The following is a 21,797-nucleotide window of genomic DNA, read 5'->3' on the forward strand; positions in this document are numbered from 1 at the left end:
AAATTCGATGACGCCGTGGCGTCGGCGTTTGCGCCGTCTGCGCCTGTGGCTGGTGCGCTTGCTCGCGCTGGCGCTGATTGCGATGGCGTTGGTGATGGGGCTCGGCCAACTGGCGTTGCCGTGGGTGATCAGCCATCCCGAAAAAGTCACCGCGTTTCTCAGCGACAAGCTGCATCGCCCGATCAGCATCGACAAGATCGAGGGCATCTGGGAGCGCAGCGGCCCGGTGCTGACCTTGCACGGTTTGCATCTTGGTGCGGCTGATGCGAGCCAGCAGGCGATGCTGATTCCGCAGGCCGAAATCGCGCTGAATTTTTTCGCCTGGATGCACAAGAATCAGCGCTGGAACGAGTTCCGTCTGAGCGGCTTGGATCTGGTCTTGAGTCATGATGCGCCGGATGGCTCGTGGCGCATTCACGGTTTTGTCGCCGACAATAACGACCAGCAGGACGACGGTGACAATCCGCTGTTTCAGCTCGGCTCGTTGGTGCTGCGTGACCTGCATCTGCGCGTGGACGACACGCCGGATCAGCGCCAGTTGCAGTTCGGCATTTCGGAGCTGCGCCTGATCAACCAGGGCAGCGCGCATCGAATGCTCGCGCGTGTGCGGTGTCTGGAAACGCAATCGCCGCCGATGGCGCTGGTGGCCGAATATGATACTGATACGCGCAATGGCCGGCTTTATCTTGGCGCGAGTCAGCTCGACCTGGCCGGTTTGCTGCGGCTGTTTCCGGTGCGTGGTTTGGCGCTCGCGAGCGGCGGCGGCGATGCGCAGTTCTGGGTCGACTGGCGCGCTGGTGCGCTCGATGCGGTGCGTGCCGAAATCGATCTGCGCAAACTGGTAATGCAGACCACCGCGCCAATCGACACCGGCAGCGTTGGCGACATCGTGCCGCGTATCGGTCTCGATCGTTTCGCGTTCGGCGCACGCCTGCAGCGCAATGTATCGGGTTGGCGTGCCGACGTGGCGGACTTGCGCATGGATCGCGATGGCGAAGCCGGTGTGCCCGGACGTTTCAGTATCGAACAGCGCAATGCGCCAGCGCAGCCGATAACAACGACGTTGCCGGAAGGTTTGCTGGTATCGCCGCAGGATGAAACCGCCGACAAGATGGTGCTCGCCGCGGCTGATGACAACGGCGTTAGCATGCCCAATGCCAGCGTCGAATATGTCGGCTCGGCCAGTGATCTGGATCTGAGCGCGATCGCCAGTTTGTCGATGCTCAGCGATGCATTGCCGGCGGGTTTGCGGCAGTGGCTGTACAACGCCAGTCCGCATGGCGTCGCACACAATCTGAGTCTGCGTTATCACGACGGCCACGATTACGATGTCGCCGCGAGCATCGGCAGTGTGGCGTGGATGCCGGTCGGCAAACTTCCGGGTGTGGAAGGCTTGAACTTCGAAGCGCTGGCCGACGCGCAGGCGCTGAGCATTACCTTGCCGACGCGCACGCCGTTGCGCTTGCCGATGCCGCAGGTGTTCCGCTCGACCATCGAGCTGGCTGAATTCAGCGGCAAGGTCGCGGCGTATCGCACTGATAAAGCGTGGCGCATTGAAATTCCCGGCGTGCAGTTCGAAGGCCAGCCGGTGGCGGGGCTCGGATACGGCGGCGAGCTGCGCGGCAGCATCGATCTGAATATCGACGGCTCGCGACCGTTCATGGACATGTACGCCGCGATTACGCACGCCGACATGCTCGCGACGCATCCGTTCTGGCCGTACAACAATATGCCGAAACAGGGCGTGGCATGGCTTGATCGTGGCCTCGCCGGTGGCCGCCTGACTGGGCGCGCGGCGTTTCGAGGCAACCTCGGCGACTGGCCGTTTCGCAATCAGCTCGGTCAGTTCAGCGCGCATGTCGAACTCGAAGATGCGATCCTCGATTACAACCCGGAGTGGCCGCGCATCGAGCATCTGCGCGCGAGCGCGGATTTCCTGAATACGAGTCTGCATGTCGTAACGACCGCAGGCCAGACCCTCGGCAATAATCTGACCAGCGGTAGTGCGGATATTTCCGATTTTGCGCACGCGATTATCGAGATCCAGCTCGCCGGCGAAGGCAGCGGTAAAAATCTGCTGGACTTCCTGCATGCCAGCCCGATCGGCAAACGTTATGCCGAGCAACTGCGCGGCGTGGATATTTCTGGCGCTGGCAAACTCGCGCTGCAATTGCATCTGCCGCTGGGCAACGACCAAGGCCCGCTGAAGCTCGACGGCAGCGTCGACATGACCGATGCGGCGCTGTCGGCGAGTGGTCCGAACCTGCTCCTGACCCAGGCCAACGGCAAGGTGATTTTCAGCGAGCGCGGTTTCGGTATCGACGACATGGCGGTGCGCTACGAAGACCAACCCGCGCGTTTTGCATTGCGCGTCGGCAGCGCCTACATGCGAGATCCGCAACATCAGGCCGAAGCCAGCTTGCACGGCAAATTCCCCGCAACGATCCTGCTCAAACGCGTGCCGGTGTTATTGCCGTATCAAAAATTCATTGCCGGCAGCGCCGACTGGACCGTCGATTACAGTGTCGATGACAACCACGGCAAGGGCGATTCCGCACAGCGACTTGTTGTTAGCTCCGATTTGAAGGGCATCGCGATCAGCTTGCCCGCGCCGATGCACAAGGACAGCAACGAAGTGCAACCGCTGCGCGTAATCGTGCCGCTGCCAATCGAGGGCGGCGAGCTGCAGGCGCGGCTCGGCGACATTGCGCAGATGCGCGCGCGCTTGGAAAAAGGTGTGACGCCATTCGCCGGTCATCTTGCGTTTGGTGCCGGTATGCCGGATGCCTTGCCCAAGCGTGGCCTGCGGGTCAGCGGCGGTGTGGTCGAAGCGGATATCAGTGGCTGGATGGATTTTGTCGTCGGCAACAGCAGCAGTGGCAGCGGCAGCTTTATCGAGAGCGTCGATCTACGCGTGGCGCAGCTGACGTTTTTCGGCCGCGCGTTTCCCGATACCTCGTTCAAGCTCGGTTTCAGCCCCGACGAAAGCACGATCAATCTCAGCGGCACGCAAGTCGAAGGCACGGTCCATATTCCTGCGGCAGATTTGATCAAGCGTGGCGTCACTGCCGAGCTCGCGCGTTTGTACATGCCGTCCGACAATGACGATACGCCGCCAGCGGATGCAAATGCACCCGCCGCCACGGATAGCGATACGCTAGCGGGCGTCAATCCTGCGGCCATTCCGCCGCTGCACATCTCGGTCGGTGATTTGCATCTCGGTCATGCCAGCTTCGGCGCGGCGCGTGTCGAAAGTTATCCGATTGAAGGTGGCATGCATCTGGAACAGGTGCAGAGCGATTCGCCGAACATCGACATGAGCGCGCGCGGCGACTGGTTCGGCAAGGGCGGCAAGGATCATTCGACTTTTTCCATTCACTTCACCGCAAAAAACCTCGGGCACATGCTCGATGCGCTCGGTTACGCAGGCGTGATCGACGGCGGCGAAACCGTGGTCGGCATCGACGCGAGCTGGCCCGGCGCGCCGTCGAGTTTTGCCCTCGCCAAGCTCGACGGCAGTTTGAGTCTGTCGGTTGCGGATGGTCGTATTCTCGAAGTTGATCCGGGCGCGGGTCGTATCATCGGCCTGGTTGGCATCACCGAAATTCCGCGTCGGCTGGCTTTGGATTTCAGCGATTTTTTCAAATCCGGCCTCGCGTTCAACTCGATCAAAGGCAAGTTCGCGCTAGGCAACGGCAATGCCACGACGAACGATCTGCAGATCAAGGGGCCGGCGGCCGATATCGCGATCAGCGGGCGCACCGACCTGCGCAAACGCGAATACGACCAGACCATGATTGTCGTACCGCACCTGAGCAATACCTTGCCGATCGTCGGCGCGATTGCCGGCGGCCCGGTCGGTGCGGCGGCGGGTTTTGTGGTGCAGACCATCCTGCGCAAGCCGCTCAATCAGGCCGCCGAAACCACGTATCGCGTCAGCGGCAGCTGGGACAAACCGGTTATCGTCACCGTCGCCAAGGCTGTCAAGCCGCACGGCAAGGACGAGGCAAAAGCCGGCAAAGCCAAGTAATACGCGGGTTTTTTTCGCGAATATCAGCGGCGTGCCGAGCGCGGTGTTTGCGCTCGCTGACCTTGTGACCGGCATGCGCGCCCACACCTTATGCGCTGAACCTGCCCAACCTGCGATAATCCCCGAATGAATTCACTAATAGCGCTTGCCGAAACCCGGCTTCTGCGCCCTGGCGGTTTGGCCAGCGGCGACCTCGATCAGGTTTTTTCACAATTGATGGGCCCGTCCATCGATGCAGCCGATCTGTATTTCCAGCATTCGCGTAGCGAATCGTGGGTGCTCGAAGACGGCATCGTCAAAGAGGGCAATCACTCGATCGAACAAGGCGTCGGCGTGAGAGCGATGTCCGGCGAAAAAACCGGATTCGCGTATTCCGACGAGATCGTCTTGCCCGAACTGTTGACCGCAGCGCGCTCGGCGCGTGCGATCGCGCAGGCCGGCAGCAAAGGCGTCGGCAAGGCGCTGGCGATCAGCAACGGACGCGGCCTGTATCCAGCGATCGACCCGATCGATTCGTTGAGCAACGACGCCAAGATCAGCCTGCTGCGCGAAGTAGATGGCTGGTGTCGTGCCGAAGATCCACGCGTGACGCAGGTTGTGGTCAGCCTAGCTGCCGCGCTCGATACCGTACTGATCGCGGCATCGGATGGCACGCTGGCCGCCGACGTACGCCCGCTGGTGCGTTTGAACGTGCAGGTGATCGTCGAGCAGAACGGGCGTCGCGAGCAAGGCCATTCCGGCGGCGGTGGGCGCTACAGCTACGTCGATCTGCTCGCGAACGGTCGTGCGCACGGCTTTGCGCGCGAGGCGGTGCGCCAGGCGTTGGTGAATCTCGAAGCGATCGATGCGCCGGCCGGCAGCATGACCGTCGTGCTCGGCCCGGGCTGGCCGGGTGTGTTGTTGCACGAAGCGATCGGCCACGGTTTTGAAGGCGATTTCAACCGCAAGGGCACCTCGGCATTTGCCGGCATGATGGGCCAGCGCGTGGCCTCGGATCTGGTCACGGTGGTCGATGACGGCACTCTGCCGAACCGGCGCGGCTCGCTGAGCATCGACGACGAAGGTGTGCCGAGCGAATGCACCACCCTGATCGAAAACGGCAAGATGACCGGCTTCATGCAGGACAAGCACAACGCGCGCCTGATGGGTACACGCTCGACCGGCAACGGCCGCCGCGAATCGTTTGCGCATCTGCCGATGCCGCGCATGACCAACACCTACATGCGTCCGGGTCAGAGTGATCCGGGCGAGATTATCGCCTCGGTCAAACGTGGTTTGTACGCGGTGAATTTCGGTGGCGGCCAAGTCGATATCACCAACGGCAAATTCGTGTTCTCGGCGAGTGAGGCTTATCTGATCGAAAATGGAAAAATCACGCGACCGGTCAAGGGCGCCACGCTGATCGGTGCTGGCCCGGAAGTGCTGACGCGCGTGAGCATGGTCGGCAACGATCTCGCGCTCGACGAAGGCGTCGGTGTGTGTGGCAAGGAAGGCCAGAGCGTGCCGGTCGGCGTCGGTCAGCCGACCTTGCGTGTGGATGCGATGACGGTCGGCGGCACGAATGCGGGCGAAGCGGCCTGAAAAACTACTCGGCAAGAGCTCCCTGCGTTGCCCTACCTCCGGCATCCATGCCGTCGTGCGCTCGGTATTTTGCGCGAGGGCGGTACGCGGAATCCTCATGTACATAAGTACACTCTGGTTCCTCCGTTCCGTCCTCACCCAAACTCCCTTCGCTCGCTACGTTTTTGAGGCCACTTTGTCAGCTCGTTTCGCCGTCCGAGTCGGTTGTTTCGATGTCGCTTTCGATGGAATCACCATCGCCCGAAAACAGCGCACGCAATTCCTTGAACAAGGTGCGGCTCGCGGTCGGTGGCTTGTTCGCATGCGCATCGTCGCGCGCCTGACGCACGAGTGTGCGCAGATGCTGGCGATCGGCGTGCGGAAAATGTTGCAGCAGGTCGGACAACGCGCTGTCGCCATCGTTGATCAGGCGTTCGCGCCAGCCTTCGAGGCGATGCAATTCGGCAGTTTCGCGACGCATGCTGTCGCGGTCCTGCGTCAGCGCCTGGCGCAGCGGTTCGAGTTCTTCCTCGCGGCGGCGCATCTGCTTGGCGAGAAACTGAATCTGGCGTTTGCGCGCAATCTGCTGGGTGATGCGGCGCGCGCGTTGGACTTCCTCCCGCAGTTCGTCGGAGAGCGGCAGTTTGCCGAGTTGCGATTCGGGCAACGCAACGATGGCTTCGGCCAGCTTGAACACATCCAGCGCCTCGCGGCGTAGCTGGCTGCGACTGGGTTCTTCGAACTCTTGATCTTCGGTATGCATGATTTGTCAGTGTAAGAATTCAGCAAAGGATACGTGGTGAACGAACTATCAGCAAAAACCGACACCAGCGAGGCCCAGCTCGACCGCCTCGCGCAGGTGTGCGAAGACGTATTAAAACGCTGCCGCGCGGCCGGTGCGAGCCAGGCCGAAGTCGGCGCAAGCATCGACAGCGGACTCAACGTCGGCGTGCGTCTCGGCGAAGTCGAAACCATCGAACATACGCGCGATCGTTCGCTCGCGATCACGGTGTATTTCGGCAAACGCAAAGGCTCGGCCAGCACCGCCGATCTGCAGCCTGAATCGATCGCGACTACAGTCGAACAGGCATGCGCGATCGCGCGCTACACCGAGGACGACGAATGTTCCGGACTTGCCGATGCCGACCGCATGGCGCGCGAGCAGCCGGATCTCGACTTGTGGCATCCGTGGAATGTTTCGCCGGAACAAGCAATCACGCTCGGTCTGGAAATCGAAGACGCTGGGCGTGCGCGTGCCGGCATCAGCAACTCCGAAGGCGCATCAGTGCAGGCCGGCGAAATTCTTGCCGTCACTGGAAATTCGCATGGCTTTCTTGCGCGCGAACGAGTCACGCGGCACATGTTGTCGTGCGCGTTGCTGGCCGAAGACGAGAACGGCATGCAGCGCGATTACTGGTACGAATCGGTACGCGCCGCCGAGGACTTTCCCGACGCAAAACTGATCGGCAACAACGCCGCGCGACGCACACTGGAACGACTCGGTGCACGCCAGCTTTCGACCCGCAGTTGTCCAGTGTTGTTTGCGCCGGAAGTCGCGCGTGGCCTGATCGGACATTTGTTGTCGGCGGTCAGCGGCGGCGCTTTATATCGCAAGTCGACTTTCCTGCTCGATCATGTTGGCAAGAAAATCCTGCCGGACTTCATGGAAATCGTCGAACGCCCGTTCATCAAGCGTGGCCACGGATCTAGCAGTTTCGATGCCGAGGGCGTCGCGACGGTGGATAGCGACCTCATTCGCGATGGCGTGTTGACGCGTTACATCCTGTCGAGTTATTCCGCGCGCAAACTCGGGCTGTCGAGCACCGGCAATGCCGGCGGCGTGCACAATATTCTGGTCAAGCCCGGTACTGACGATCTGCGCGCGATGCTCAAGAATCTCGGCACCGGTTTGTTCGTCACCGATGTGATGGGGCAGGGTGTGTCGATCATCACAGGCGATTATTCGCGTGGTGCATCGGGTTTCTGGGTCGAGAACGGCGAAATCGTTTATCCGGTCGAGGAGATCACGATCGCCTCGAACTTGCGCGAGATGTATACGAACATCCGTGCGATCGGCAGCGATGTCGATCCGCGCTCGCATATTCTTTGTGGTTCGATTCTGGTCGACAAGATGATGTTGGCGGGTAGCTGATTGGTGCGGCTGGAGCTTGGAATGCGTCGGCTAATTGGTTTTTTGGCTTAGAATTCTGTCTATTGAATCCATAATATTGGATATTGTGGAAATTGTTTTGTCAATCTCGTCAATAAAAATGTCTTGTGCACTGCCAACCGCGCGTTTCGCGCGATTCAATTCGGTAGTAAGTCGCGGGAATGCAGCAAATGTCTTTTTGAAACCAATCATGGAGTTTCTACAATTACTCATGGTTGTTGAGAAGGTTTCAAGACTGCTGTGGAGAGAGATAAGTTGAGTATCATTCGTGTTGTTAAAGTCTTGTTGTAGAATTATAGACTTACCAAGCGCGTCGTACGCTGCGCTTTGGGATTTGGAAATCGATTCAGATTGTTCGGTCATTGATTTTGCGTAAGTATTCATATCTTCCGCAGACATTTTCATTATATTTCTCGCGGCTTTCCTGTCGATCGGCTGTTCGAGTTCAGAAATAGCTTTCGTCCTTCGCTCCATTTGTCTTGTAAAGAGATTCGCGGCTTCTGTTATTGTGTCTAAAATTAAGCTTGTTTCAGCAGTTCTGGATTCAAATATTTCAATGTAATCTAGATAGCCTAGCTCATCTTCATCTTCATTATATGGATTATCTATAGTGGGTTTAGTCTGAATTTGCGTCGTAAGCGTCTTTGATGTGGAGCTGGAAAATTTCCTGACCAAAGCCGCAAGATGTGTTCGAAGCGATACCTTGAACTGGTCTTGACTATCAAATACAGAGTACAAACCGCCCATCGCAGCGATTGAATGCTTGAAATCCTGTACTTTCTGCATTTGATGCATGTCGAATTTAGATGGTGCAATGGGAGTATCTTTAAAATAAATCATTATCTCGGGAGCGATTGAGTTCGATTTAAATCTTTCGTAAGCTCGATTAAACTCTTCAATTGTTCCGGACTGCGCTCTTGGTGTTTGCGTGCCTATTCTTCGCCAAAGTATTCCTATAAAAACGTCATATCCATCACCAATTTGTCGATTTATGATTTCTTGTGGGTCTTGAGAAAATTCCGGACGTGTATCGGTCTCCCATTTCAGTAGTTCAAAAACTACTCCGTATTCTCTTGCTACGTTACGGTTTACTTCGGTGATGGCGTTTTCAAGAATCTCTCTTTCAGGAAAAACGTCTGATGGGGAAGATGCGAAGACCTGAACAATCGTTGCCGTTCTGGGCATATTCTTGGCCAATTTAGCTGAGCAGATTTGAATAGCCCACTTATTACACATTATAAATATTAAGTCTAGTCGGTTGCGGCGATTCTTTGTGGTGCCTCTCGTTTCGAGTGCGATAGAGGTTCGTTCGCACCATTCGTCACGTTTTGGCAACTCAGTAACGTGGCAGAATGTGGAGTCAGACTGAGGATCAAGCGCTTATGCGCTAACAACCGGCCTCCGCAACACCGAAGGTTGTGGCAATTTTTAAATCCTTACCCCTAAACAGGAAGAACTATGCGTACTCTTGGATTCATGCTTGCGGCATCCCTCGCGTTCTCCGGCGTGACATTTGCTGCCGATGCTCCGGCCGCAGGCCCTGCCGACGGTCAATCAGCACCGGCTTTCAAGTTGCAGGATCAGCACGGCAAGACTCAGGAGCTCAGCCAGTACAAAGGCAAATGGTTGGTGCTGTATTTTTATCCGAAGGACGATACGCCGGGCTGCACGACCGAGGCCTGCACGTTTCGCGACGACGTGATCAAGCTGCACAAGGCTGGTGCGGAAGTGCTGGGTGTGAGTCTGGACGATGTCAAATCACATGCGGCATTCGCCGAGAAATATCATCTGCCATTTCCGATCCTGTCGGATAACACGCAGGAAGCGGCGAAAGCCTACGGCGTGCTGACGACCGCCAAGTCTGGGGTTTCCTACGCGCGTCGCGAGACCTTTCTGGTTGATCCGAAAGGCGTGATCGCCAAGCATTACAAGGATGTCGATCCGAAGGAAAATTCAGCACAGGTGTTGAGTGATCTTGCCGACCTGCAGGCCAAGACCAAAAGCTGACAAAACACGCTTGAAATCACTATCGCCGAAGAATTTCGGCAATAGAGCCAACTTATAAAAAATCGCCCAGCGCGTTCATCGACGCGCTGGGCGATTTGCTATCGGGCCTACAATCCGTTCAACCACTCGTCGTCCGAACCTTCGTTGACACCCTCGAACAGGAACGTGCTCAGATAACGTTCGCCAGTGTCCGGCAGCATCGACAGGATCACCGAACCTTGCGGCGCTTTCTCCGCAACCTTCAGCGCGGCAGCGAGCGTGGCACCCGACGAAATGCCGGCGAAAATGCCTTCCTCGCGTGCGAGTCGCAGTGACGTATCGCGCGCCAGCACATCGTCGATCAGCACGATTTCATCGGCAATTGTTCGGCTCAATACTTTCGGCAGGAAGTCCGGCGTCCAGCCCTGGATCTTATGCGGTTTCCATTCCTGCCCCGACAGCAATGCGGCGCCAGCGGGCTCGGTGGCGATGATCTTGATATCTGGTCGCGCGAGTTTCAGGATTTCGCCCGCGCCGGAAATCGTACCGCCGGTGCCCCAGCCGCTGACAAAATAATCGAGCCGCTTGCCGGCAAAATCGCTGAGGATTTCCGGGCCGGTGGTGTTGCGATGCCAGGCCGGATTGGCCGGATTATCGAACTGCCTGGTCAGAAACCAGCCGTGCTTGGCGGCGAGTTCCTCGGCCTTGCGCACCATGCCGCTACCGCGTTCCGCCGCCGGCGTGAGTATCACCTTGCCGCCGAAAGCGCGGATCAGTTTGCGCCGTTCGATCGAAAACGATTCGGCCATGACCGCAACAAAAGGATAACCGCGCGACGCTGCGACCATCGCCAGCGCGACGCCGGTATTGCCCGACGTGGCTTCGATGATGGTCTGGCCGGGTTTGAGCGCGCCGGATTTTTCCGCATCGAGCACCACCGCGAGCGCGAGACGATCTTTAACCGACGACGCCGGATTGAAAGATTCAACCTTGACGTAAACATCCACACCCAGCGGCGGCAGGCGATGCAATTTGACGACAGGCGTATTGCCGATCGTGTCGAGAATATTCTGATAGATCATGGCGTTCTCCGAAGCTGTTCGAGTTTTAAGGTGATCAGAGTTTGTTTGCTGTGACCCGATTGTCGATCCTGTGTCTCGATTCGGGCAAGCTTTTGCTCGTCGTTACAGTCTGCACGGATGAGCTTCTCAACAGCGAAGCCGATCAATGACGGACGCTAGTGCTTAAAAGTCAAAAAGTGCTGCACGGGTCTACGCAGCATGCGCCAGCAAGGTTACGTTTTCCACGCTAGCATCGCCATCAATCACCGGCGCACCAAACCACGCGAGCTGCGTGGCGAATGCCGCTACTTCGCCGATGATCAGCATCGCTGGCGAGCGCACCTGATGCCGCTGTGCGATCAGATCGAGCTGACCGAGACTGCCGCTGATCACACGCTGATCGGGGCGACTGCCGTTTTCGATCAACGCAAACGGTGTATCTGCGCCACGTCCGTGCGCGATGAGTTTTTCGCGCAGCGTTTCGAGCCGCGCCACGCCCATGTAGACCGCGAGGGTTTGTTTTTCCTGCGCGAGCGCGCGCCAGTCCAAAGTATCTAGCGAGCTCTGGCAATGCGCAGTGACGAGTCGCAATGATTGCGCGTGATCGCGATGTGTCAGCGGAATGCCGGCGTACGCCGCGCATGCGGCTGCAGCGGTGATGCCGGGTACGACTTCATAATCGATGTCGTGCGCGTGCAGGTATTCAAGTTCTTCGCCGCCGCGACCGAAGATAAACGAGTCGCCGCCCTTGAGCCGCACGACACGTTTGCCGGCGCGCGCGTGCTCGACGAGAAGTTCGTTGATGCGTCCTTGCGTGGTGTGATGTGTGCCGGATTCTTTGCCGGTTTGGATGCGCTCGGCATCGCGCCGCGCAAGATCGAGCACCTCGCGGCTGACCAGTCGATCATGCAGAATCACGTCGGCTTCCTGCAGGCATCGCAGCGCGCGAATCGTCAGCAGGCCCGGATCGCCCGGTCCGGCGCCGACCAGCGCGACGCGCCCGATATTGATCGTCGCATCGGCATTTTTCAGTGCGCTATCGAGCAACTGTTCGGCATGCTGATCGCGTCCGGCCGCGACCGCCGTAGCGACCGGACCGACCAGCAGTGCCTCCCAGAAGCGCCGGCGTTGCGTCACGGTATCGAAGCGCGCGCGCACGGCGACTCGCGCTCGCTCAGCGAGCAGCGCAAGTTTTCCCACAGAATGATCCAGCAGTATTTCAAAACGTTCGCGCAGCATGCGTGCGAGCACCGGCGCGGCACCGCCGCTGGAGATTGCGATCATGATTGGCGAGCGATCGACGATCGCTGGCACGATGAAGTTGCACAGTTGCGGATTGTCGACCACATTGACCAGTATTCCGCGTGCGTGCGCGTCGAGCGAAACCCGACGATTGACAGCGCTATCGTTGCTCGCGGCAATCACCAGAACGCGATCATCGAGCCAGCTTGATTGGTAATCACCGGGCAGATATCGCAGTCGCCCTTGCTGTTCGAGCGCACGCAATTCGGCATTCAACTCGGGCGCGCCGATGCTGACATCCGCGCCGGCGGCGAGCAGCGTTTCGGCCTTGCGCGCAGCCACGCTACCGCCGCCCACGACCAGGACGTGGCGTTTTTGCAGGTCGGCGAACAGCGGGTAAAATCTCATCTCAATCCTGTGCTGAACCCGCGCGTTCAGTGCATGCCGCGGGTAAGTCGATGCGCGATAGTTTCAATGAGTACACGCTAATCCTCTATGGCGCCAACGAGAAATGACATCTGCATCGCGACTTATGCCGGCAGGTTATGGGTACTGTCAAAATCGTTTGGACGTCTATACGTCCCGGGTTGGACGGCATCCGGGGCATCAGCTAGGATGCCGACATGACACTCAATCAACTTCGATTTTTCGTGGCGATTGCCGATTCCGGCCTGAACATTACGCTTGCGGCCGAACGCGTGCACGCCACCCAGCCGGGCCTTTCCAAGCAGCTCAAGCAACTAGAAGACGAGCTCGGTTTTGCGTTGTTCACGCGCAAGGGCAAAAGCCTCAACAGCATTACCCAGACCGGTGAGGATGTGCTGACGCGGGCGCGCGTGATTCTCGAAGAGGCGCGCAATATCCGCGCGCTGGCAGCGAATCTGCGCAACGAAGCCGAAGGCGCCTTGCGCATCGCCACCGTGCATACCCAGGCGCGATTTGTACTGCCTCATATCATCGCCGAATTGCGCCGGCGTTATCCGGGCGTAAGCATGCATCTCGATCCGGGCAGTCAGGATGAGATTCTCGAACGCCTGCGCGCTGGTTCGGTCGATGTCGCGGTTTTCAGCAGCTCCGGCAGTACGCCGGCCGGCGTGTTTGCACTGGCGGCTTATCGCTGGGATCGCGTCGTGGTCGTACCGCGTGCGCATGCGCTGGCCAAGCTCGATCGTGCGCTCACGCTGGTCGATATCGCCGCGTTTCCGCTGGTCAGTTACGAATCGTCATTAAATCCGGATTCGTCGTTGCCACGCGCATTTTCTGCTGCAGGCCTGGCACCGCAGCTCGCGTTTACCGCGCGCGACGCCGATCTGATCAAGACCTATGTACGTGCGGGACTCGGTGTCGGCATTCTCGCGAGCATGGCGATCGAGCCAGTCGATCATGCCGACCTTGCGGTGTTGTCTGCTGCCGGTTTGTTCGAGCGCTGCACGACGTGGATTGCGCTGCGGCGCGAGAGTGTGGTCAAGCGTTATCTGCTCGAATTCATCGCGCTGTTTGCGCCACATCTCGGTGCGACCACGGTGCGCGATGCGCTGGTGGACGATGCGGTTGCACAAAGCATCGTGGCGCCGTTGTGGGGTGAAAACGCATCGCCAAAAGCCGCGGCAAAAGTCTGACTTTCGCCGCGGTTTTTTCAGACGAAACCGTAAATTTCAAATAGACGTCTTTACGGCTATCCTTCCAGACCGTGAATGCCGCATTCGCGACGCAAGCCGAAAAAGCGTGTGTCTTCCTCGCGCATGCCGGGTTCCCACGGACGCGTGGTGTGCGTGTCGCCGATCGAGATGTAGCCCGATTCCCACAAAGGGTGATACGGCAAGTCGTGCTGTTTCAGGTATTGCCAGATATCGCGATCGGTCCAGTCCACCAGCGGATGCACTTTCCAACGATCATCGCGCAACTCGAGTACATCCAGTTGCTGCCGGGTCTTGCTCTGGGCGCGGCGCAGTCCGGCAATCCACGTGCGCGCGCCGAGTTCGGTCAAAGCGCGGCGCATCGGTTCGACCTTGCGCAGACGGTTGTAATGTTCGATGCCTTCTTCGCCTTTTTCCCAGAGCCGACCGAAACGCGCTTCCATCCATGCGATGCTCAGGCTGCCGCGATAGACCTTCAGATTGAGCTTGAGGCGTTCGGTGAGTTGGTCGGCAAACTGATAGGTTTGCGGAAACAGATAACCGGTATCGATTAGCACCACGGGAATATTCGGCTGTTGCTGCGTGACCAGATGCAACGCCACCGCGGATTGCGCGCCGAAGCTCGACGATACGGCGTAATTGCCGGGCAGATTTTCCAGCGCCCAAGCGACGCGATCTTCGGCGTCGAGCTTTTCCAGCGCGGCATTCAATTCGGCTCGCGCGCGCAAATCATCGGCGGCGCTGACCAGATCGGGAACGTTCATGTTGTTGTTATCTCCACGGCAATTCGCAGGGCAGGGCGCGGCGCGGCGATCACGCCGGCGCGCAATAAAAAATCACCAAAACCTTCGACGTTTTCGCGTTCGCCGGCGTAGCGTGCAAACAGCGGATCGAGCACGTTGAGGATTTCGTTTTCGTCGATATTTTCGCGATACATCTGGTTCAAGCGCTGGCCGCGTGCATCGGCGCCGAGCATGAGGTTGTAACGCCCCGGCGCTTTGCCGACGAGGCCAATCTCGGCCAGATACGGGCGTGCGCAACCGTTCGGGCAACCGGTAATACGCAGGCGGATATCGGCTTCGCGCAAGCCATGGGTATCGAGTTGTGCTTCGAGTTTGGTCACGAGTTCGGGCAGGTAGCGTTCGGCTTCGGCCATCGCCAGCGCGCACGTCGGTAAGGCGACACACGCCAGCGCATTCAGGCGCAGCGGCGTGGCTTGGCGATAGCCGTCGAGGCCGTGTTCTGCGAGCAAGGCTTCGATGTTGTTGCGTTCGTTTTCGGCGATACCGGCGATGATCAGATTCTGGTTCGCCGTCAGGCGAAAATCACCGTGATGAATCTGCGCGATGGCGTTCAATCCGGTCAGCCACGCCTGGCCGGGTTTGTCGGCGATGCGTCCGGCTTCGATGCGCAGAGTGAGATGCCAGCGCCCGTCGTGGCCTTGCACCCAGCCGAAGCGATCGCCGCTGTGGACGAATTCGAAATCGCGTGCTGGCGCTAACGCGAAACCCAGACGTTGTTCGAGTTCGCTGCGGAACCATTCGATGCCGCGATCCTCGATCGTGTATTTCAACCGCGCGTGTTTGCGCAGTGTGCGATCACCGAAATCGCGCTGCACCTTGACCACGGTTTCGGCCACGTGCAGCAACTGTTCGGGCGAGATAAAACCGATCAGATCGGCCAGCCGTGGGAACGTTGCTGCATCGCCGTGGGTTGCGCCCATGCCGCCGCCGACCGTGACATTGAATCCGCTCAGCGCGCCGTTCTCGATGATCGCGATGAAGCCCAGATCGTGCGCGTAAACATCGACGTCGTTGTACGGCGGCACCGCGATTGCGGCCTTGAACTTGCGCGGCAGATAGGTATCGCCATAGATCGGTTCGACCTCGATACTGCCGGCGACCTTTTCGCCGTCGAGCCAGATTTCGTGGTACGCGCGGGTTTTTGGCAACAGGTGCTCCGACAGTTTTACCGCCCAGTCGTACACCTCGGCATGCAGTTGCGTCTCGACCGGATTGGCATTGGCGAGCACGTTGCGATTGACGTCGCCGCACGCGGCGATGGTGTCGATCAACCTCGCATTCATCGCCGCGATCGTGGTTTTGAGATGACGCTTGATCACGCCATGCACCTGAAACGCTTGGCGCGTGGTCAGGCGCAACGTGCCATTCGCATAGGTGCGCGCGATTGCATCCAGCGCCAGCCATTGTTGTGGCGTGCAGACGCCGCCGGGCAGGCGCGTGCGGATCATGAAACTGTAGGCCGGTTCGAGTTTCTGCGCGCGACGTTCCTCGCGAATATCACGATCGTCCTGCTGATAACTGCCGTGAAACTTGATCAGCTGGGTATCGTCATCGGCAATCGCGCCGGTGACCGGATCGGCCAGACTTTCGACCAGCGAGCCGCGCAGATGACGACTTTTGCTTTTGATGATTTCGACGGCAGACAGCGGTGCAGGCGACGGTGTTTCGGGTGTGCTCATTGCGCTCTCAATACACGTCGCGGGCGTAGCGGTTTTGCTGCGACAGGCGCGCAAGATAGTCGTCGGCGTCTTCGCTCGATTTGCCGCCGTGTTCGATCACGATCTCACGCAAAGCCGTGTGCACGTCGGGCGCCATGCGCGTAGCGTCGCCGCACACATACAGATGCGCGCCGTTTTCGAGCCAGTCCCAGACCTCGCGACCTTGCTCGCGCAGGCGTTGCTGCACGTAGATTTTCTGCGCCTGATCACGCGAGAAAGCGAGGTCGAGTCGATGCAGTTGGCCTTTCTTCAATGCTTCCTGCCATTCGAGCTGATACAGGAATTGACTCGCGAAATGTTGCTCGCCGAAGAACAGCCAGTTGCGGCCGCTGGCATTGATCGCGGTGCGTTCCTGCACGAACGCGCGGAACGGCGCGATACCCGTGCCGGGGCCGATCATGAGGATGTCGCGGCTCGCATCCACAGGCAGGCGAAAGCGCTCGTTGGCTTCGACATAAACCGGCGCACGGCCATCCTCATCGAGCGTCGCGAGAAAATTCGATGCCGCACCGACATGCCGACTGCCGAACGCCTGATAGTCGATCGTGCCCAAGGTCAGATGTACTTCATCGCCGACCAGTTTCTGGCTCGACGCGATCGAGTACAGGCGCGGTGTGAGGCGGCGCAAACTCGCGATGAGTTCCTCGCCGCTCCACAACGCCGGCCATTGGCGCAGCACGTCGATCACTTGGTAATCGCGCAGCAACGGTGCGAGTTCGTCTCGCGACGCCGGTGCCAGCAGGCGATTCAGCTCGCTGCTGCCCGCATGTGCGGCGTGGGTTGCGAGAAACGGACGCGCGAGTCGCGTGATCTCGCGTTCGCCACTAAGCCAGCGTGCCAGCGGCAGCCGCCGGCCTTCGAATTCAACCTCGCTGGCGCCATCGAGTTTCAGTGTCTGCAGCAATTCGTTGACAAGCTGCGGCGGATTCTGCGGCCATACGCCCAGCGCATCGCCGGGTGAATAAGTCAGGCCGGAATCGGCCAGCGACAACTCGATATGGCGCACGTCTTTTTGCGCGTCCCGCCCGGTGATGCGCTGGCTTGCAAGTACTTCGGCACGGAATGGATTGTCGCGACCAAACACCGCTGTGCCGGTGACGCTGCGCAGGGTCTTGATGCTGGCGACGGCGGCGACCGGCTTGAGTTGTTCGCGCGCCGAGTTCAGCGCACGAATCAGCCACGGTTTGCCATCGCGCTCGAAATCCAGATCACAATCGACGCGCGGCAATGCACGTGTCGCACCGAGTGCGGCGAGACGTTCGTCGAGCAGGCGACCGGTCTCGCAGAATTTCGGATAACTCGAATCACCAAGCGCGAGCACGGCAAAGCTCAGCTGCTTGAGTTCCGGCGCACGTTTCGACAGCAGGTGTTCGACCAAGCTGCGCGCGTCATCGGGCGGATCGCCGTCGCCTTGCGTGCTGATGATGAGGTACAGCAGGCGTTCGTTCTTGAGTTCGCGCAGCGGATATTCGCCCGCGCGCAGCAAGCGCACACCGAGTCCGCTGGCTTCCGCTTCGCGTTTGAGCTGCTCGGCCAGATGCCGGCTGTTGCCGGTCTGCGAACCGTAGACGATGCTCAAGATCGGCGCATTCTGCGCAGCAGCGGCGGGTGTCGGCAGCACATGCAGTTCGGCCGGGCGGCGCACGGCGAGGCCAGCGGCGTAACCGGACAACCAATGCAGCGCCGCAGTATCAAGGCCATCGAGCAGCGAGGTCAGCATGCTCGATTTCTCTTCCGAGAGCGGCAGTAGCGCGTGAATAGCAGGGGTCAAACTCATGGCCGTATAGACGTCCAAAAACTGAGGATGACGAATTTTGCTCGCGCGCGCGCAGCGCCGGAAACAATATGTTGTTATGCGCTTATGCCGTGGAGAGATGAGCCGCTGGCGACACGATGAGCCGGAGAGGCCGCAGCGAGCTGCGGCTTCAGGTTTTGCGTAGAGTCAGCCACGCAGCGGTCAACGCACCGGCCACCAATAACGCGGCCAGCACAAACGGTGCGCCGGGGAAATGCAGCACGCCGTTTTCGCGGATCGCCACGGCAAATGTCTGCGTGAACAGCAGCGGCCCGGTCATGCCGGCGACGCCCATCAGGCTGGCCTGTGCGCCTTGCAACTGGCCTTGCTCGGTCGGTTCGACATGGCGTGTCATGAGGCCTTGCAGTGCCGGCCCGCACAGGCCCCACATCGCCAGCAGCGGCAAGCCGATCATAAATACCAGGCTGTTCGGTGCGATACCGTACAGCGCAAATCCCATCGCGCCGAATGCCAGGCCGACGTATAGCGTCTGACGTTCGCCGAGGCGCTTCACCACCGGCCCGACCAGCAACGCTGACACGACCATCGAAGCCAATCCGATCGCTGCGAGAAACAGCCCGGTGGTTGCGCTGTTCCACGCAAAACGATATTCGGTATTCAACACAAAAACGCTCGGCAATGACTCGTGCGCGATGCGCTGCAGGAAACCCGACACGGCGAGACCAAGCAGCAACGGATGGCGACGCAGAAACGCCATCGCCCCGATCGGATTGGCGCTGCGCCAATGAAACCGCGCGCGATTTTCGCGCGGCAGCGATTCCGGCAGGACGAAAAATCCGTAGGCGGCGTTCGCCAGACTCAAACCTGCCGCAACCCAGAACGGCAGGCGCAGATCGATCCCGCCGAGCACGCCGCCGAGCGCCGGGCCGATCACAAATCCCAGGCCGAAAGCTGCACCGAGCAGACCAAATTTTGCCGCGCGCTGCTCTGGCGGCGTGACGTCGGCGATATACGCGCCGGCGGTGGAGTAGGTAGCCGCGGTGATACCGGAGATCAGGCGCCCGACAAACAACCACCACAACGACGGCGCCATCGCCATGAACAGATAATCCAGACCCATGCCGAGGTTCGATAACACGATGACCGGGCGGCGTCCGAAATGATCCGACAATGAGCCCAACACTGGCGAGAAGAAAAACTGCATCGCTGCCCACGCAAAACCGAATATTCCGACCACGACGCTCGCTTGCGCGACATTGCCGCCGCTGAATTCGGTCACGAGTTTCGGCAGTACCGGCACCATCACGCCGAGCGCCAGCATGTCGAGCGCGACGGTGATGAAGACGAAGATGAACGCAGCGGAGCGCGGATTCGGCGGAGCGGGAATGGTGTTCATCGGATGGCCGCAGGAGAGAAGTCGATCAGTGCATGGGCGTGCCGAAGTTCGTGTCAGCTGGCATGAAATACCACTTCGATATTGTGTCCATCGGGATCGAGCACAAACGCGGCGTAATAGCCGGCGTGGTAATGCGCGCGCGTTCCGGGTGCGCCGTTGTCGCGGCCGCCAGCCTTGATCGCTGCTGTGTAAAACGCATCGACCATGGCCTGACTGCTAGCGCGAAACGCAACATGCACTCGTGGATAATTCGGCTCGGCGCCGTGCAACCAGAACTCCGGTTTCGGCGCTTCGCCAAAACCTGCGACGTCATCGCCGCCGGTCAGCGCGGCGGGAAATTCCTTGAGCAGCGCAAAGCCGATCGGCGCCAGGGCGGCAGCGTAAAATTTCTTGCTCAGGGCGAAGTCGCTGACGCGCACGCCGGTATGGTCGATCATGGATTTTCTCCTGCAGAAAATAGAAACGCCGCGAGCTTGCGGATTTGTATTTGCTAAAACTCCGCGCTGCCCGGCACACGCGGATACGGATTGGCATCGCGGATATTCGCCAGCCCGCAGATATACACCACGAGCCGCTCGAAGCCGAGGCCAAAACCCGCGTGCGGCACCGTGCCGTAACGGCGCAGGTCGCGATACCATTGGTAATGCGCGGGGTCGAGCTTGAACTGCGCCATACGCGCATCAAGCACATCGAGACGTTCCTCGCGCTGCGAACCACCGATGATTTCGCCAATGCCGGGCGCGAGCACATCCATCGCCGCGACGGTTTTACCGTCGTCGTTCAGGCGCATGTAAAATGCTTTGATGTGTTCCGGATAATTCATCACCACGACCGGTCGCCCGACATGATTTTCGACGAGGAAACGCTCGTGTTCGGTCTGCAGATCCAGACCCCATTCGACCGGGTAATCGAATTTCTTGCCGGACTTCTGCAGAATGCTGATCGCCTCGCCGTAATCGATGCGCTCGAACGGCGCACTGATGAAAGTTTCGAGTCGGCTGATCGCGGTTTTTTCCTGACGCTCGACAAAAAAACGCATGTCGTCGCCGCGCTCGTCGAGCACGGCCTTGAAAATATATTTGAGAAAATCTTCCGCCAGATCGGCATCGTCGTTCAGATCGGCGAACGCGATCTCGGGCTCGATCATCCAGAACTCGGCGAGATGGCGCGTGGTGTTGGAGTTCTCGGCGCGGAAGGTCGGGCCAAACGTGTACACCTTGCTCAGGCTCAGGCAATACGCCTCGACATTGAGCTGGCCGGAAACCGTAAGAAAGGTTTCGCGACCGAAAAAATCCTTACTGAAATCGATCTGGCCCTTTGCATCACGCGGCATGTTGGCGAGATCAAGTGTTGATACGCGGAACATCTGCCCGGCGCCTTCGGCATCCGACGCGGTGATGATGGGCGTATTGATCCAGAAGAAATCACGCTCGTGGAAATAACGATGTATGGCCTGCGCGATGCAATGCCGTACGCGCGCGACCGCACCAAAGGTGTTGGTGCGCGGACGTAGGTGCGCGACTTCGCGCAGGAATTCCATCGTGTGCGCTTTCGGCTGGATCGGATAGGTTTCGGGATCATCGACCCAGCCGATCACCTCGATCGTACTGGCCTGAATCTCGAACGCCTGACCCTTGCCTTGTGATGGCGTGAGGATGCCAGTGGCGATCACCGCGCAGCCCGCGGTGAGGCGCGTCACTTCGCTGGCGTAGTTCGCCAACGTGGCCGGCGCGACGATCTGGATCGGATCGAAACACGAACCGTCGCCGACGTTGACGAACGACAAACCCGCCTTGGAGTCGCGCCGTGTGCGTACCCAGCCGCGAATAGTGACTTCAACGCCGGCAGCGACTCCGCCCGCTAACGCGTGTTTTACGCTGACTACCGACATCTCGAAACTCCCGCTGGACTGCATCAATGAAAGGGTGCAAATGATAGCGGAAGATGCTGCGCCAAGGCAGCGTCGGCACGGTCGCTGCAGCAATAAACAGATGCATCCTCAAGACGACGCTTGAACTCGGCAGCGGCGACGCCATCTCGATGGCACGGCGCGAGATCGATACGTCGGTGCTAGAATCGCGATCAGCCAAAGGCAAAAACGCATGTCAATTCAAATTACCACCGCGGCGCGCGAGCGCATGCAGAACTTCCTCGCTAGCCAGAGCACGGCGCGCGCGGTGCGATTCGGCGTGCGCAAAACCGGGTGTTCGGGTTTTGCCTACACCGTCGATCTGACCGACAGCATCGCCGAGAATGATCATGTGTTCGAACAGGACGGCGTCACCGTCGTGGTCGATGCGAAAAGCCTGCCGCTGGTGGATGGCACCGAGATCGATTTTGCGCGCCAGGGTTTGAATTCGATGTTCGTTTTCCACAATCCCAATGTGGTCGGCGAATGCGGTTGCGGCGAGAGTTTTTCGGTTGGCTAGGTGGGTGAT

At 59.3% G+C, this 21,797-nt stretch carries 16 protein-coding genes and 1 other RNA gene; 7 read left to right on the forward strand and 10 right to left on the reverse strand.

Going from position 1 to position 21,797, the window contains the following annotated elements; all coding sequences use genetic code 11:
• Positions 1–7 precede the first annotated feature (7 nt).
• The 3 genes from ELE36_RS06325 to ELE36_RS06335 all read left to right on the forward strand — a co-directional run bounded on the left by ELE36_RS06325 (position 8) and on the right by ELE36_RS06335 (position 5,783).
• Positions 8–4,030 (forward strand): YhdP family protein, encoded by a 4,023-nt coding sequence (locus tag ELE36_RS06325; RefSeq protein WP_129832263.1) that lies wholly within the window; start codon positions 8–10, stop codon positions 4,028–4,030.
• A 126-nt stretch (positions 4,031–4,156) separates the two neighbouring features.
• The gene (gene tldD, locus ELE36_RS06330) at positions 4,157–5,611 is read left to right on the forward strand and encodes a metalloprotease TldD (RefSeq protein ID WP_129832264.1); all 1,455 of its coding nucleotides are present in this window, start codon (positions 4,157–4,159) and stop codon (positions 5,609–5,611) included.
• A 97-nt stretch (positions 5,612–5,708) separates the two neighbouring features.
• Positions 5,709–5,783, forward strand: a non-coding RNA gene (locus tag ELE36_RS06335) — sX9 sRNA.
• A 6-nt stretch (positions 5,784–5,789) separates the two neighbouring features.
• Here the strand turns inward: ELE36_RS06335 and yjgA are convergent.
• Positions 5,790–6,353: a ribosome biogenesis factor YjgA gene (yjgA, locus tag ELE36_RS06340; RefSeq protein ID WP_129832265.1), complete on the reverse strand. Its 564-nt coding sequence runs from the start codon at positions 6,351–6,353 to the stop codon at positions 5,790–5,792.
• A gap of 36 nt (positions 6,354–6,389) precedes the next feature.
• Between yjgA and pmbA the strand changes: the two genes are divergently transcribed.
• Positions 6,390–7,742 carry a metalloprotease PmbA gene (pmbA, locus tag ELE36_RS06345; protein ID WP_129832266.1) on the forward strand — a complete coding sequence of 451 codons (1,353 nt, stop codon included), beginning with the start codon at positions 6,390–6,392 and terminating at the stop codon, positions 7,740–7,742.
• 30 nt (positions 7,743–7,772) lie between these two features.
• Here the strand turns inward: pmbA and ELE36_RS06350 are convergent, their stop codons facing one another.
• The gene (locus tag ELE36_RS06350; protein WP_165371501.1) at positions 7,773–8,957 is read right to left on the reverse strand and encodes a DUF4062 domain-containing protein; all 1,185 of its coding nucleotides are present in this window, start codon (positions 8,955–8,957) and stop codon (positions 7,773–7,775) included.
• 261 nt (positions 8,958–9,218) lie between these two features.
• Between ELE36_RS06350 and ELE36_RS06355 the strand changes: the two genes are divergently transcribed.
• On the forward strand, positions 9,219–9,767 hold the full coding sequence (locus ELE36_RS06355; RefSeq protein WP_129832268.1) for a peroxiredoxin: 549 nt from the start codon (positions 9,219–9,221) through the stop codon (positions 9,765–9,767).
• A 107-nt stretch (positions 9,768–9,874) separates the two neighbouring features.
• Here the strand turns inward: ELE36_RS06355 and cysK are convergent, their stop codons facing one another.
• Together cysK and cysG are read right to left on the reverse strand one after the other, a co-directional pair.
• Positions 9,875–10,828, reverse strand: a complete 954-nt coding sequence (gene cysK, locus ELE36_RS06360; protein ID WP_129832269.1) for a cysteine synthase A — start codon at positions 10,826–10,828, stop codon at positions 9,875–9,877.
• Positions 10,829–11,017: 189 nt separating this feature from the next.
• Positions 11,018–12,457 (reverse strand): siroheme synthase CysG, encoded by a 1,440-nt coding sequence (cysG, locus tag ELE36_RS06365; RefSeq protein ID WP_129832270.1) that lies wholly within the window; start codon positions 12,455–12,457, stop codon positions 11,018–11,020.
• A gap of 215 nt (positions 12,458–12,672) precedes the next feature.
• Between cysG and ELE36_RS06370 the strand changes: the two genes are divergently transcribed.
• A complete protein-coding gene (locus ELE36_RS06370) occupies positions 12,673–13,668 on the forward strand; it encodes a LysR substrate-binding domain-containing protein (protein WP_129832271.1) in 996 nt (331 codons plus the stop codon).
• A gap of 56 nt (positions 13,669–13,724) precedes the next feature.
• On the opposite strand, the gene ELE36_RS06375 is transcribed toward ELE36_RS06370, so the two are convergent.
• The 6 genes from ELE36_RS06375 to asnS form a co-directional block, all read right to left on the reverse strand.
• Positions 13,725–14,450 (reverse strand): phosphoadenylyl-sulfate reductase, encoded by a 726-nt coding sequence (locus ELE36_RS06375; RefSeq protein ID WP_129832272.1) that lies wholly within the window; start codon positions 14,448–14,450, stop codon positions 13,725–13,727.
• Positions 14,447–16,168: an assimilatory sulfite reductase (NADPH) hemoprotein subunit gene (gene cysI, locus ELE36_RS06380; protein ID WP_129832273.1), complete on the reverse strand. Its 1,722-nt coding sequence runs from the start codon at positions 16,166–16,168 to the stop codon at positions 14,447–14,449. Before cysI ends, ELE36_RS06375 begins: the two co-directional genes overlap by 4 nt.
• Before the next feature lie 7 nt (positions 16,169–16,175).
• Positions 16,176–17,978, reverse strand: coding sequence for an assimilatory sulfite reductase (NADPH) flavoprotein subunit (locus tag ELE36_RS06385; protein WP_425480908.1), 1,803 nt, complete (start codon positions 17,976–17,978; stop codon positions 16,176–16,178).
• A 154-nt stretch (positions 17,979–18,132) separates the two neighbouring features.
• The gene (locus tag ELE36_RS06390) at positions 18,133–19,359 is read right to left on the reverse strand and encodes a TCR/Tet family MFS transporter (RefSeq protein WP_129832275.1); all 1,227 of its coding nucleotides are present in this window, start codon (positions 19,357–19,359) and stop codon (positions 18,133–18,135) included.
• Positions 19,360–19,412: 53 nt separating this feature from the next.
• Positions 19,413–19,796, reverse strand: coding sequence for a VOC family protein (locus ELE36_RS06395; protein WP_129832276.1), 384 nt, complete (start codon positions 19,794–19,796; stop codon positions 19,413–19,415).
• A 53-nt stretch (positions 19,797–19,849) separates the two neighbouring features.
• The gene (gene asnS, locus ELE36_RS06400) at positions 19,850–21,250 is read right to left on the reverse strand and encodes an asparagine--tRNA ligase (RefSeq protein WP_129832277.1); all 1,401 of its coding nucleotides are present in this window, start codon (positions 21,248–21,250) and stop codon (positions 19,850–19,852) included.
• Between the two features lie 211 nt (positions 21,251–21,461).
• Between asnS and ELE36_RS06405 the strand changes: the two genes are divergently transcribed.
• Complete coding sequence (locus ELE36_RS06405) at positions 21,462–21,788, forward strand: HesB/IscA family protein (protein WP_129832278.1); 327 nt, start codon at positions 21,462–21,464, stop codon at positions 21,786–21,788.
• Positions 21,789–21,797 lie beyond the last annotated feature (9 nt).

Origin of the sequence: Pseudolysobacter antarcticus (genome assembly GCF_004168365.1) — a bacterium.
In the GTDB taxonomy this organism is placed as follows: domain Bacteria; phylum Pseudomonadota; class Gammaproteobacteria; order Xanthomonadales; family Rhodanobacteraceae; genus Pseudolysobacter; species Pseudolysobacter antarcticus.